Source organism: Nocardia niwae NBRC 108934 = DSM 45340 (assembly GCF_001613465.1).
In the GTDB taxonomy this organism is placed as follows: domain Bacteria; phylum Actinomycetota; class Actinomycetes; order Mycobacteriales; family Mycobacteriaceae; genus Nocardia; species Nocardia niwae.
The window spans coordinates 368,140-380,989 of record NZ_BDCK01000015.1; the positions used below are offsets into that span (position 1 = coordinate 368,140).

At 68.8% G+C, this 12,850-nt stretch carries 15 protein-coding genes; 9 read left to right on the top strand and 6 right to left on the bottom strand.

Translation table 11 applies throughout. From position 1 onward, the window contains the following. Nucleotides 1-230 precede the first annotated feature (230 nt). Nucleotides 231-1,550 (top strand): aspartate aminotransferase family protein, encoded by a 1,320-nt coding sequence (locus tag NNI01S_RS05530; RefSeq protein ID WP_063018094.1) that lies wholly within the window; start codon nt 231-233, stop codon nt 1,548-1,550. A gap of 6 nt (nt 1,551-1,556) precedes the next feature. Here the strand turns inward: NNI01S_RS05530 and NNI01S_RS05535 are convergent, their stop codons facing one another. Then, nucleotides 1,557-2,060 carry a nitroreductase/quinone reductase family protein gene (locus tag NNI01S_RS05535; protein WP_063018096.1) on the bottom strand — a complete coding sequence of 168 codons (504 nt, stop codon included), beginning with the start codon at nt 2,058-2,060 and terminating at the stop codon, nt 1,557-1,559. A gap of 103 nt (nt 2,061-2,163) precedes the next feature. Between NNI01S_RS05535 and NNI01S_RS05540 the strand changes: the two genes are divergently transcribed. After that, nucleotides 2,164-2,532: an arsenate reductase family protein gene (locus NNI01S_RS05540; RefSeq protein ID WP_063018097.1), complete on the top strand. Its 369-nt coding sequence runs from the start codon at nt 2,164-2,166 to the stop codon at nt 2,530-2,532. Between the two features lie 55 nt (nt 2,533-2,587). Beyond that, nucleotides 2,588-3,268 carry a TIGR00266 family protein gene (locus NNI01S_RS05545; protein WP_063018099.1) on the top strand — a complete coding sequence of 227 codons (681 nt, stop codon included), beginning with the start codon at nt 2,588-2,590 and terminating at the stop codon, nt 3,266-3,268. Here the strand turns inward: NNI01S_RS05545 and NNI01S_RS05550 are convergent, their stop codons facing one another. Continuing rightward, complete coding sequence (locus tag NNI01S_RS05550) at nt 3,269-3,862, bottom strand: NUDIX hydrolase (RefSeq protein WP_063018101.1); 594 nt, start codon at nt 3,860-3,862, stop codon at nt 3,269-3,271. Nucleotides 3,863-3,916: 54 nt separating this feature from the next. Between NNI01S_RS05550 and NNI01S_RS05555 the strand changes: the two genes are divergently transcribed. Beyond that, the gene (locus tag NNI01S_RS05555; RefSeq protein WP_063018108.1) at nt 3,917-4,297 is read left to right on the top strand and encodes a nitroreductase family deazaflavin-dependent oxidoreductase; all 381 of its coding nucleotides are present in this window, start codon (nt 3,917-3,919) and stop codon (nt 4,295-4,297) included. 17 nt (nt 4,298-4,314) lie between these two features. On the opposite strand, the gene NNI01S_RS05560 is transcribed toward NNI01S_RS05555, so the two are convergent. The 4 genes from NNI01S_RS05560 to NNI01S_RS05575 all read right to left on the bottom strand — a co-directional run bounded on the left by NNI01S_RS05560 (nt 4,315) and on the right by NNI01S_RS05575 (nt 7,591). Beyond that, the gene (locus tag NNI01S_RS05560) at nt 4,315-5,103 is read right to left on the bottom strand and encodes an AraC family transcriptional regulator (RefSeq protein ID WP_357801482.1); all 789 of its coding nucleotides are present in this window, start codon (nt 5,101-5,103) and stop codon (nt 4,315-4,317) included. Between the two features lie 220 nt (nt 5,104-5,323). After that, nucleotides 5,324-5,611, bottom strand: coding sequence for a DUF427 domain-containing protein (locus NNI01S_RS05565; protein WP_063018110.1), 288 nt, complete (start codon nt 5,609-5,611; stop codon nt 5,324-5,326). Between the two features lie 64 nt (nt 5,612-5,675). Beyond that, on the bottom strand, nt 5,676-6,227 hold the full coding sequence (locus NNI01S_RS05570) for an NUDIX hydrolase (RefSeq protein WP_063018747.1): 552 nt from the start codon (nt 6,225-6,227) through the stop codon (nt 5,676-5,678). A gap of 152 nt (nt 6,228-6,379) precedes the next feature. After that, nucleotides 6,380-7,591: a DUF418 domain-containing protein gene (locus NNI01S_RS05575; protein WP_084488508.1), complete on the bottom strand. Its 1,212-nt coding sequence runs from the start codon at nt 7,589-7,591 to the stop codon at nt 6,380-6,382. A 121-nt stretch (nt 7,592-7,712) separates the two neighbouring features. Here NNI01S_RS05575 and dop point away from each other — a divergent pair, with 121 nt between their 5' ends. The 5 genes from dop to pafA all read left to right on the top strand — a co-directional run bounded on the left by dop (nt 7,713) and on the right by pafA (nt 12,836). Continuing rightward, entirely contained in the window at nt 7,713-9,212 is a 1,500-nt protein-coding gene (dop, locus tag NNI01S_RS05580) for a depupylase/deamidase Dop (protein WP_063018112.1), read from the top strand. Between the two features lie 198 nt (nt 9,213-9,410). Continuing rightward, the gene (locus tag NNI01S_RS05585; RefSeq protein WP_014986166.1) at nt 9,411-9,605 is read left to right on the top strand and encodes a ubiquitin-like protein Pup; all 195 of its coding nucleotides are present in this window, start codon (nt 9,411-9,413) and stop codon (nt 9,603-9,605) included. After that, nucleotides 9,602-10,456 (top strand): proteasome subunit beta, encoded by an 855-nt coding sequence (gene prcB, locus NNI01S_RS05590; protein ID WP_063018114.1) that lies wholly within the window; start codon nt 9,602-9,604, stop codon nt 10,454-10,456. The genes NNI01S_RS05585 and prcB overlap by 4 nt, the downstream gene beginning before the upstream one ends. Nucleotides 10,457-10,458: 2 nt before the next feature. Next, nucleotides 10,459-11,259 (top strand): proteasome subunit alpha, encoded by an 801-nt coding sequence (prcA, locus tag NNI01S_RS05595; RefSeq protein ID WP_063018116.1) that lies wholly within the window; start codon nt 10,459-10,461, stop codon nt 11,257-11,259. Nucleotides 11,260-11,477: 218 nt separating this feature from the next. Next, a complete protein-coding gene (pafA, locus tag NNI01S_RS05600; RefSeq protein ID WP_174186519.1) occupies nt 11,478-12,836 on the top strand; it encodes a Pup--protein ligase in 1,359 nt (452 codons plus the stop codon). Nucleotides 12,837-12,850: the final 14 nt, after the last annotated feature.

Sequence of the window (12,850 nt, forward strand, 5' to 3'; positions counted from 1 at the left end):
TTCGGAATCGGATTCGGCCTCAGCTGAGCGATGCGCCGCCGCCTCTCCGCGGCAGCAGCGGCGGCCGCGGTCCTCACGGGGCTTGTGTACGAGATCTCGAGTCGTCGATCTCGTGGTCTGGCAGGGTGGCAAAGCGAAATGCCCTGCGCGCCTCCCGCCGCGCGGACGCCCCGATAGGGCTATGGTGCCAATGTGCTGTTCCATCCGGGTTCGAAGGGGGAGTTCGCCCCATGAGCGGGTCAGATCACGTCTTCTATCCCTGGAGCGCGCAGGCCGAGCTGAACCCGGCTCCGATCACCGGCGCGTTCGGCTCCTACTTCTGGGACGACACGGGCAAGCGCTACCTCGACTTCTCCTCCCAGCTGGTCAACGTGAACATCGGCCACCAGCACCCGGACATCGTCGCCGCGATCGTCGCGCAGGCGCAGCGGTTGGCGACCATCTCGCCGACGGTCGGCAACGACGTACGCAGCGAACTTGCGCGACTGATCGTCGAGCGGGCACCCGGCGAGCTGAACCGCATCCTGTTCACCACGGGCGGCGCGGAGGCCGTGGAGCACGCGGTGCGGCTGGCGCGCAGCTACACCGGGCGCACGAAAATGCTTGCGGCCTATCGCTCCTACCATGGCGGCACGGGCGTCGCGATCGGCCTGACCGGTGAACCGCGGCGGTGGGGCGCAGAGCCGACCAACGTGGACGTGGTGCGGTTCTTCGGGCCCTACCCGTACCGATCGCCGTGGGGAACGGCCGGTCCCGAGGAGGAGACGGCGGCCGCGCTGGCGCATCTGCGGCAGGTGATCGAACTGGAGGGGCCACAGCACATCGCCGGGCTCATCCTGGAGACCGTGGTCGGCACCAATGGTGTGCTCGTCCCGCCGCCCGGTTACCTCGCCGGCGTACGGGCGCTGTGCGACGAGTTCGGCATCGTCTACATCGCCGATGAGGTGATGGTCGGCTTCGGCCGGGTGGGCGAGTGGTTCGCGGTGCAGGCGTTCGGCGTCGAGCCGGACATCATCACCTTCGCCAAGGGCGTGAACTCCGGCTACGTCCCGCTCGGCGGCGTACTCATGGCCGAGCGCATCGCGCAGCGCTACGACCACGTGGTGTACCCAGGCGGTCTCACCTACGCGGGGCACCCGCTGGCCTGCGCCGCGGGCGTCGCCTCGATCGCGGTGTTCGAGCGTGAGGGAATCCTCGATCATGTGCGGTCGGTGGGCGCCGATGTGCTTGGAAAAGGGTTGCGCGAGCTGGCCGGTCGTCATCCGAGTGTCGGGGAGGTCCGGGGCATGGGCTTCTTCTGGGCGCTGGAACTGGTCCGGGATCCGCGCAGCAGGCAACCGCTGATCCCGTTCGCGGCGGCGGGCGCGGACGCCGAACCGATGGTCGCGGTGACCGCGGCCGCCAAGGCGCGCGGGCTGTGGCCGTTCAATGCGGGCAACCGCTTCCAGATCGCGCCACCGCTGACCACCACCGCCGACGAACTGCGGACCGGCCTGGAGATCGTCGACGAAGTGCTCGACGTCGCCGACGGCTACGTCCGGGAGAGCTGACAACGCTCAGTGCGGCGTCAGCTCCACCACGACGCCGCCCTGCTGCCAGGTCTGGTAGATGTCGGCCTTGGAGGGTGAACCGTCGGCGGTGAAGCCGATGCCGTTGTACTTCGCGTTCTGCTTGTTGTCCCGCGCCACGATCTCGTAGAGCCGCAGCACGTCGGCCTCGGCGGTGTGGACGACCGGGGCGAAGGTGCGCGGCGCGCCACCGAAGGACGCCCGCACCGGAGCGCCCGCCCGCAGGTTCTTCACCCACGGCCGCAGGGCGGTGCCGATGAGCAGATTGTCGCCGTGGCGGGTGTAGGCGAGCGGCACGTCGTAGACCTTCCCCGACTTGCGCCCGACGACGTGCAGCATCATCAGCCGCTTGCCGACGATGCCGGACAGGCCGGGCACCCGCAGCAGCGTCCGCACGATCCTGTTCATCACGGCCTGATACGACGGGATGGGTTCGGGACCGGACGTGGTCGGTGTGCCATAAGGGTTTTCGGACGACGCGTGCTCACTCATGCCTCCCAGTATCGGAGCACCCGCCGCGCCGCGCGCTACGACGTCCGAGATCCGCCAATGGGCGCCGGGCGGGCGCGGCGCACGGCCTCGGTACCCTGCGAGCATGACTTCCGGGCAGACAGAGATCTGGCACAACCCGCGGTGCAGCAAGAGCCGCAACGCCACGGCGTTCTTGAACGAGGCCGGTGTCGACCACACCGTGCGGAAGTATCTGGACCAGCCGCCCACGGCCGCCGAGTTGCGGGAGGTGCTGCGGCGGCTGGAGGCCGAACCGTGGGACATCACCCGCACCGGCGAACAGATCGCCAAGGACCTCGGGATGGCGAGCTGGCCACGGACCGACGCGGCCCGGGACCGCTGGATCGACGCGCTGGTCGAACATCCGGCACTGATCCAGCGGCCGATCGTGCTGACCGCCGACGGCGGCGCGGTGGTGGCCCGCGACGACGCCGCGCTGCGCGACCTGCTCTGAGGGCGCCGTCACGGCCGGTCTCACGGGACGGGACTCGGCGGTAGGGTCGGCGGGCATGAAGGTACAACTGCGCCACAGCCCGGCCGCCGCCATCGCGCGGTGCTTTCTCGCGGGCGGCGAGCCGATGCGGGTCGAGAGCGGCGCCATGGTGGCCCACTCGGCGGGAGTCACGTTGCAGGCCAAGGCCGAAGGCGGCATCCTGGCCGGGTTGAAGCGGTCGGTGCTGGCGGGGGAATCGTTCTTCGTCTCCACCTTCACCGCCCCGCCGCAGGGCGGGTGGGTCGACGTGGCGCCCGCCCTCCCCGGCGACGTACTCAACCTGCAGATCACCCCGGACCGGCCGTTCTTCATCAGCCGCGGGGGCTGGATCGCCAATTCGCACGGCGTGCAGGTGGAGAGCAAATGGGGCGGCTTCGCCAATCTGTTCGGCGGCGAGGGCGGGTTCGGTCTGCGCGCGCACGGCGAGGGCGAGATCGTGGTGGGCGTGTTCGGCGCGATCGATGTGATCGACCTGCAGCCGGGCGAACCGATCACCATCGACACCGGACACGTCGTCGCCTACGACCTGGCGATGAGTTTCGCCATCCGGCGGGCGGTCTCGGGCCGATCGATCCAGTCGCTGAAGTCCGGCGAGGGCTTCGTCTTCGACTTCACCGGCCCCGGCCGGGTGCTGCTGCAGACGCGCAATCCCGGTGCGTTCGCCGCCTGGGCGGGATCGGCTGCTTCGTCCAGTTGATCACGGTCGCTCGTCCGCCGGGACGCCTGCCCCGGCCAGCAGGTCCGTGACGAGCAGACGGGTGTCCGGGACGAAAGGCCAATCCGGGTCGGCCAGGTGTGCCAGCAACTCGGCGTCGGTCCACCACCAGCCCTCGGCGATCTCGTCGGGTTGGTGGCGCACCGGGCCGTCGTAGCGCAACTCGTACGCGAACAGGTGACAGCGCATCGGCCTGCCGCCCCAATCACCGTCCCAGGAGACCCTGGCCAGCGGTTCCGGGGAGAGCTCGGCGGCGGCCGGCGCGACGCCCAGTTCCTCGGCCACCTCGCGCAGGGCGGTCTCGCGCGGCGTTTCGCCCGGCGCGACCACGCCACCGGCCAGGCAGTCGTGCATACTCGCGAAAACGAGTTTGGTGTCCGTGCGGCGGTGCACGTAAACGCGCCGACCGTCGCCGGACCGCAGGAGCACACCCGCACTGGCGTGCCACAATCCGTCGCGATAGACCGTGGCCCGCTCGGCCGCGCCCACGGGGTTGCCCGCCGGATCGTAGACCGCGATCAGCTCCGCGCCCGGATCTCCGGCGTGGGGCGACTCGTGATGCGGTGGAGCGGGCACGGGTCGAGAGTAACCTGAACACCGCACGCCACACGGAGAGAGGATCGCCGCCCCATGGTGCTTCCGCACGCACTGGCGAAGTTCAACCGGCATGTCACCAATCCGGCCGCGGGCCTGATCGCGGGGCGCGCGCCCGGTTTCGGCATCGTTCGGCACAAGGGCAGGAAGTCCGGACGGTCCTACCGCACGCCGGTGATGGTCTTCGAGCGGCACGGCGCCTACCGGATCGCGCTGACGTACGGCCGTGATGTCGACTGGGTCAAGAACATTCACGCGGCGGGCGGCTTCGCGCTGGAGACCCACGGTCGCGTCGTCGACCTGACCGATCCGGTCGTGCGGCACGATCCGTCCGCGGCGTGGGCGCCGATGGGCGTACAGCAGGTGCTGAAGACGATCTCGGCGGAGTATTACGTGGAGTCCCGTCCGGCGGGGTGAACTCTCCGCCGGGCGGGCTAGGCGCCCTGAACCGACTGGATGGTGTGGCTCAGTACCGAGGGCGGCAGCCCGAACGTCCGGCGGCAGGTGCGGGTGAGGTCGGCGCCATCGGAGAAGCCCGCCGCGTGGGCGGCCGCCGTGAGGTCGTCCCCGGCCAGCGCGCGGGTGCGTGCGATGTGCAGCCGCAGCCAGAGGATATAGCGGCGCAACGGGATTCCCATCTGCTCGGTGAACAGGTGGGACAGCCGCGGCGCCGGAATCCCCAATTGCCGAGCGACATCCGAACCGCGCACCGAGCCCGCGCGCACCAGAGCGGGCAGCAGTTGCAGGGCCGCCGTGATCACCGCGTGCTGCTCGCTCGCGTCGGGCGATTCGTCCTGCGGCAGCAGGTCGTCGACGACCGCGCTGACCTGTGCGGTCAGGTCGCCGCTCCCGGCGGTGATGCCGAAGGTGTCGGCGCTGTCGGCCCAGCCGTTCAGGTGGGCCCTGCGGTCGGCTGCCGCGCCGGCGGCGGTCTCCGGGTCGAGGTAGACGGCCGTGCCGTGCGCAGACCCCACGTCGATCCGGTGCGGCGCGTCGGTCGGCACGATCACGTGGGTGCCCTGCTTGCGCACGCCACTGCCGTCCACCACCACGATCGGCGTGCTCGCGGCCACGATCTGCACCGCGTGGTGGGCGTGCAATTCCGTGGGACCGATCGATCCGTCGAAGGCCAGGACTCCTGGCCGCAGCAGCGCGACACCCGGTTCGTCCGCTGCGCCCCCAGGCGACATCGAGAAGCCGTTGGTGACCAGAGCCTTCATCATGGGATGCTCCCGGCTGAGACACTCGCGCTGAATCCTGGGATGAGCGTATCGGTTTCGCGCGGGCGGTATTCCCGATTCCTCCGATTACCGCGGGTCGCCGAGGCCGGGCGGGCAGCGCCGCCGACCCGGGCCGTCGAGCACCGCCGGTCCGCGCCTACGACCGGATTCCGGCATCGATCATGAGTTCGCTGTTCGATTGCTCGCAGCGGAAGGCCGCCGCTCAGCTCTCGCTTACCTCGACGCCGCGCCAGAACGCGACGTAGTCCTTGATCTGCGTCGCCTTGGCCTTCGGCTCGGGGTAGTACCAGGCGGCGTCGGAGTTGGATTCTCCGTCGACCACCACGGTGTAGTAGCTGGCGGTGCCCTTCCACGGGCAGTAGGTGTGCGTGCCCGAGGGCTGGAAGAACTCCGGGCGGATCGAATCCGGCGGAAAGTAGTGGTTGCCCTCGACGATGATGGTGTCGTTGCTGGTCGCGAGGACGCGGCCGTGCCAAGTTGCCGTTGCCATACTTCGATTCTGCCCCGATCTCACCCGGTGGCGGCGGCCGACGGCGTCGCACGGAACCGTGCGGTCATCCAGGACGGTCCGGCCGCGCCGTGTTCCGGTGGAGTTCGACGGCCAGCCCCACGAGTTCGCCCAGGTGCTCGCCATCGGATTCGGCTCGCCGCATGGCCTCGGCCACGGGGAAGGTGCGGACCTCGAGGATCTGCTCGGCGTCGCCGGGATTGGTCGGCGCGGAGTCGAGCACCACATCCGCGGTGCACCAGAGCCACGCCTTGTGCGGGTGGGGTTGCCACTCGCGATACGGCGCGGGGCGGTTGCTGGTCGCGTGATGCGCGCCGAACCATCGGAGCGGTCCGACCGGGCGCGCTCCGGCCTCCTCACGCAGTTCCCGGCGCACGCAGTCGTCGATCGACTCGCCGCGTTCCCTGGTGCCGCCGGGGATCAGCCAGACGCCGCGATCGTCGCGGCACAGCACGATCTGGTCGCCGACGAAACAGACGACGTGGATATTGGTGACCAGTTCGTCCGACGGGAGTGTGGTGGAGAAACGCACATCCAGATCGCCCCACGCCCAGTGCGCCGGTGTGTGTAGCAAGGGATAGCGGTCGGCGAGCGTCACAGCATGACGGTAGCGGTCGCCGAGCGTCGTGTCCGCCGTATTTCCCCCGGCAGCGGTGAACACGACATATGCGGCCACCCAACCGGATTCGGCGCTTTGCGGGCCGGTGGTCGGACCCGCGTCCTCGGATGCGGTGGACGCGAGCGCGCGACTCAGCGTTCCCGGGCCAGCGTCCGGTAGCTCACGTTCCAGAACCACTCGACCGGCCCCCGCTCGAAGCGACGTAACCACAGGTGCGCTCCGCCCGCGATGACCAGCACTACCAGCAGGTAGACGCCGATGGTGAACGGGACGCGGTCGTCGGGTGCGATACGTGCCGCGAGTCCGAAGCCCCAGCCATAGCACAGCATCGAAGCCACCAGGTTCTGCAGGATGTAGCAGCTGAGTGCGGTACGTCCGATTTCGGTGAAGCGGCGCCCGGCGAACCCGGCCGCGGGCCGCCGCAGGTACCACTCGGCGACTGCCGCCAGGATGCCGAGGGCGACGAACGGAGCGCTGCCGTAGCGGGTGAACAGGATGAGGTCGCCGCCGCCCGCGAGGCCGGCGGCCAGGTCGATCGGGGCGGCGACGCCGAAGCCGACGATCATGAGCCGCTTACGGATTCGCGCGCCTTCCGGACCGAACACGCCGGCGCGCAACAGCCTGGCGCCGGTCAGGAACAGCGCGACCGACATCGCGAACACGAAGATCGCCTCCACGCGGAACAGTCCGGCGTTGCCGAGCCGGAACATCGCGAGATCCCAGAAGGAACCGTTCGCGTACGGATTGGGATCCAGCGCACGACGTGCCGCCGAGTCCTGTGGCGGGGCGAACGCCAGGGCGAGCGCGATCAGTGTCAACAGCGTCACGTGCACGGCCGCCGCGCCGACCAGCCAGCGCCGCTGCGCTCGCTCGCCGGTGGCGAGCACGACAGCGACGACCAGTCCGGTCACCGCGTATCCCATCAGCACGTCGAACTCGGCGACGAACACGAAATTCAGCAGACCGTCCACGAACAGCAGTCCCGCGCGCCACGGGTAGCTGCCCGGCCAGCGCCGCCCGGCCTTGGTCGCCGAGCGCTGCTGGATGGCCAGGCCGATGCCGAACATAATGGTCAGCAGGCCGAGGAACTTGCCCTGCGCGAGCTGCTGGAGCACCCGCTCGGTCCAGGTCCAGCCGCCGGCCTGCCCGCCGAGGTCGTGGAGGTAGCCGACCAGCCCCTCCGGGTTGGTCATGATCCAGACATTGGTGGCCAGGGTGCCCAGGATCGCTATCCCGCGTAGCACGTCCAACGCGACGAGCCGGGCGGGTCCCGGCGGCGGGGGAGCGGCCGCGCGGTGCTGTTCGGTGGTCTGCGTGCGGCGGGCGGCGGGCGATTCGGGCATGTCCCGACTATCACGCCGACCTGCGCCGCGACGAGTCCTCCGGAAGTACCACCTGCGGTATGACATTGGACTCCGCCGGTCGCGACCGGTTCGGCCGGGTGCGTGACCTAGGCTCGATGCCATGCAGCGCATCATCGGAATAGAGGTCGAATACGGCATCTCGACCCCGACCGAGCCGTCGGCCAACCCGATCCTCACCTCGACCCAGGCGGTCCTGGCCTACGCCGCGGCCGAGGGCGTGCCGCGCGCGAAGCGCACCCGCTGGGACTACGAGGTGGAGTCGCCGCTGCGCGACGCGCGCGGATTCGACCTGAGCCGGATGAACGGGCCCGCGCCGGTGATCGACGCCGACGAGGTCGGGGCGGCCAACATGATCCTCACCAACGGCGCCCGGCTGTACGTCGACCATGCCCACCCGGAATACTCCGCGCCCGAGGTCACCGACCCGCTGGACGCGGTGATCTGGGACAAGGCCGGCGAGCGGGTGATGGAGGCCGCCGCCCGGCACGCCTCCAGCGTGCCGGGGGCCCCGCGGCTGCAGCTGTACAAGAACAACGTCGACGGCAAGGGCGCCTCCTACGGCACCCATGAGAACTACCTGATGAGCCGGGACACCCCGTTCAACCAGATCATCGTCGGGCTCACGCCGTTCTTCGTGTCCCGGCAGGTGGTCTGTGGCTCCGGCCGGGTCGGCATCGGCCAGTCGGGCGACCACGCGGGCTTCCAGCTGTCCCAGCGCTCGGACTACATCGAGGTCGAGGTCGGTCTGGAGACCACGCTCAAGCGGGGCATCATCAACACCCGCGACGAACCACACGCCGACGCCGACAAGTACCGCAGGCTGCACGTCATCATCGGGGACGCCAATCTGGCCGAGATGTCGACCTACCTCAAGGTCGGCACCACCGCGCTGGTCCTCGATCTGATCGAGGCGGGCGAGGATCTGTCGGACCTGCAACTGGCGCGCCCGGTCACCGCGGTGCACACGATCAGCCACGACCCCACGCTGCGGGCGACCGTCGCGCTCGCCGACGGCCGCGAGCTGACCGGTCTGGCGTTGCAGCGGGTCTACCTGGACCGGGTGATCAAATTCGTCGACCGCACCGGCAACGACGACAAGCGCGTCCAGGACATCATCGAGAACTGGGCCATGGTGCTCGACCTGCTCGAACGCGATCCGATGGAGTGCGCGAACCTGCTCGACTGGCCCGCCAAGCTGCGCTTGCTCGAGGGCATGCGCAGCCGGGAGGGACTCGGCTGGGCGGCTCCCAAGCTGCACCTGATGGACTTGCAGTACTCCGATGTGCGCCTGGACAAGGGCCTCTACAACCGCCTGGTCGCCCGCGGCTCGATGAAGCGCCTGATCAGCGAGCAGCAGGTGCTGGACGCCATGACCAATCCGCCCACCGACACCCGCGCCTACTTCCGCGGCGAATGCCTGCGCCGCTTCGGCGCCGACATCGCGGCGGCCAGCTGGGACTCGGTGATCTTCGATCTCGGCGGTGACTCCCTGGTCCGCATACCCACCCTGGAACCTCGCCGCGGCACCAAAGCTCACGTCGGCAAACTCCTCGACGGCGTGACCACCGCCGCGGACCTGGTGGAGCAGCTGACGACGTAATTTCCGGCACTACGTGCGGTTTGATCGGGCACGTGCCGGCTCGGGCACGCCGCGCCCGCGCGGCCGAGGACACAGCAAAATAGGCACACTGTCGGTGCTGGTAGGTAGTGTTGAGGGACGAGCACGGACAATGCTCATGATCGGGATCGTGCTCACGATGGGTCCCGGTCATGGTGAGGACAGAGGAGGTCGGCTGCCATGGCACAAGAGCAGACCAAGCGCGCCGGGGGTGGCGACGAGGACGAGGGCCCGGACGGTGTGGATGCCGCCGGTCAGGAGCGCCGCGAGAAGCTGGCGGAGGAAACCGACGACCTGCTCGACGAGATCGATGACGTGCTCGAGGAGAACGCCGAGGACTTCGTCCGCGCGTACGTGCAGAAAGGTGGCCAGTGACAGTCGGTGACCCCTCGCGTCTCCACCTGGGGTACGCCCTCTCTTCCTTCTCCGACTATCTCCGCATGCATGCTCCGGATCTGTTGCCCGCGAACAGGTTCGGACAGGGTGCCGCCGGAATCTCCGGCGGCACTTCCGCGAAGGAGATCGCTCCGCACGGCACCACCATCGTCGCGGTGAGTTACCGCGGTGGTGTGCTGATCGCGGGCGACCGGCGTGCCACGCAGGGAAATCTGCTGGCCAGCCGGGATATCGAGAAGGTCTACATCACGGACAGCTATTCCGCGGCCGGTATCGCGGGCACCGCGGGCATGGCGGTGGAGATGGTGCGGATCTTCGCGGTGGAGCTGGAGCATTACGAGAAGCTCGAGGGCGTGCCGCTGACCTTCGACGGCAAGGCCAACAAGCTGTCGAAGATGGTGCGTGAGAATCTGCCTGCGGCCTTGCAGGGTCTGGCGGTGGTGCCGATGCTGGTCGGTTACGACCTGAACGCCACCGATCCGGACAAGGCGGGTCGTATCGTGTCGTTCGATGTGGTGGGTGGACGCAGCGAGGAGCGTTTCGGCTACGCCGCGGTCGGTTCCGGCTCGGTGTTCGCCAAGTCCGCGCTGAAGAAGTTGTACGCCAAGGGAATCGATCAGGAGCGCGCGCTGCGCATCGCCGTCGAGTCGCTGTTCGACGCGGCCGATGACGACACCGCGACGGGCGGCCCGGATCTGGTGCGCGGCATCTTCCCGACGGCGATCGTGATCGATGAGGAGGGTGCGGTCGAGGTGACCGAGTCGCGGCTCGAGGAGATCACGCGCGGCATCGTCGCCGACCGTGCGGCCGCCGAAGAAGGGAGCGCCTGATCATGACGTTGCCGTACTACGCGTCGGCCGAGCAGATCATGCGCGACAAGACCGAACTCGCGCGCAAGGGCATCGGTCGGGGGCGCAGCGTCGTCGTGCTGACGTACGAGAAGGGCGTGCTGTTCGTCGCGGAGAACCCGTCCACGACGCTGCACAAGGTGAGTGAGCTGTACGACCGGATCGGGTTCGCCGCGGTCGGCAAGTACAACGAGTTCGAGAATCTGCGCAGGGGCGGCATCCTGCAGGCCGACATTCGCGGGTATCAGTACGACCGCCGCGACGTCACCGGCCGCGCACTCGCCAACGCTTACGCGCAAGCCCTCGGCACGATCTTCACCGATCAGCTGAAGCCGTACGAGGTGGAGATCTGTGTGGCGGAGGTGGGCTATCCGGAGCAGTCGCCGCAGTCGGTGCTGTACCGGATCACCTTCGACGGCTCGATCGTGGACGAGCGGGAGTTCGTGGTGATGGGCGGCACGACCGAGCCGATCGTCACCGCGTTGAAGTCGTCCTACCAGCCGGGCCTGGATCTGGCCTCCGCGGTGGGTGTGGCGGTGCGTGCGCTGCAGGCGGGCGTGCCGGAAGGGACGGAGAAAGAGAAGCGGGTGCTCGGCGTGAGCTCGCTCGAGGTCGCGACCTTGGAGCAGGCGCGTCCGCGCCGGGCGTTCCGGCGGGTGGCCGATGCCGCGCTGCAGCGTCTGCTCAGTCCGGCTCAGCCGGACGGCGCGTCCGCGGCGCAGGAGGGTGACGGCAAAGCCGAGGACGCGGAGCCCTCGGCGAAGGACACTCCGCCGGCGGAGTGATCCCCCGGGCCGATGAGCTCGGCGGCCCGCGAACGACGCTTCGTTCGCGGGCCGCATCCGCATGCCCGCGACCGGTGCCGACGTGTGCATCCTCCGGTGGAACCTGGGTTTCACCCGGGCAAATTCCGACAAAGCGGGCCAAATCGTTGTGAAGACGTATGCATACGGGTTGTTCGGTGCCCCACGCAAGTGCCTGACATGGCTGTAATGTCGATGGTGTGCAGCGACGAATTATGGGGATCGAGACCGAGTTCGGTGTGACATGCACCTTCCACGGTCACCGTCGACTGTCCCCCGACGAGGTGGCCCGGTATCTGTTCCGCCGGGTGGTGTCCTGGGGCCGTAGCTCGAACGTGTTCCTCCGCAACGGTGCTCGGCTCTACCTCGATGTCGGGTCCCACCCGGAGTACGCGACCGCGGAGTGCGACAACCTGGCGCAATTGGTGACCCACGACCGTGCGGGCGAGCGGGTCCTCGAGGAGTTGCTGATCGACGCCGAGCAGCGTCTGGCCGAAGAAGGCATCGGCGGCGACATCTATCTGTTCAAGAACAACACCGACTCCGCGGGCAACTCCTACGGCTGCCACGAGAACTTCCTGGTGGTCCGTGCGGGCGAGTTCTCCCGGATCTCGGACGTGCTGCTGCCGTTCCTGGTCACCCGCCAGCTGATCTGCGGTGCGGGCAAGGTGCTGCAGACGCCGAAGGCCGCCACGTTCTGCCTCTCGCAGCGTGCCGAGCACATCTGGGAGGGCGTCTCCTCGGCGACCACCCGCTCGCGGCCGATCATCAACACCCGCGACGAGCCGCACGCCGACGCGGAGAAGTACCGGCGCCTGCATGTGATCGTCGGCGACTCCAATATGTCCGAGACCACCACCATGCTGAAGGTCGGCACGGCCGCCCTGGTGCTGGAGATGATCGAGGCGGGCGTCTCCTTCCGCGACTTCGCGCTGGACAACCCGATCCGCGCGATCCGCGAGGTCAGCCACGACCTGACCGGTCGCCGTCCGGTGCGCCTGGCCGGCGGACGGCAGGCCAGTGCCCTGGACATCCAGCGCGAGTACTACGCCCGCGCCGTCGAGCATCTGCGCAACCGGGACCGTGATCCCCAGATCGACCAGGTGGTCGACCTGTGGGGCCGCACCCTGGACGCGGTCGAGGCACAGGACTTCGCGAAGGTCGACACCGAGATCGACTGGGTGATCAAGCGCAAGCTGTTCCAGCGCTACCAGGACCGGTACGGCATGGAGCTGTCCGATCCCAAGATCGCCCAGCTGGATCTGGCCTACCACGACATCAAGCGCGGTCGCGGCGTCTTCGACCTGCTGCAGCGCAAGGGCCTGGCCAAGCGGGTCACCGAGGACGAGGCCGTGGACGCCGCGGTGGACACCCCGCCGCAGACCACCAGGGCCAAGTTGCGCGGTGACTTCATCACCGCCGCCCAGGAGGCCGGTCGCGACTTCACCGTCGATTGGGTGCACCTGAAGCTGAACGATCAGGCGCAGCGCACCGTGCTGTGCAAGGACCCGTTCCGCTCGGTCGACGAGCGAGTCGATCGGCTGATCGCGTCCATGTGAGCGGGACGGGCATG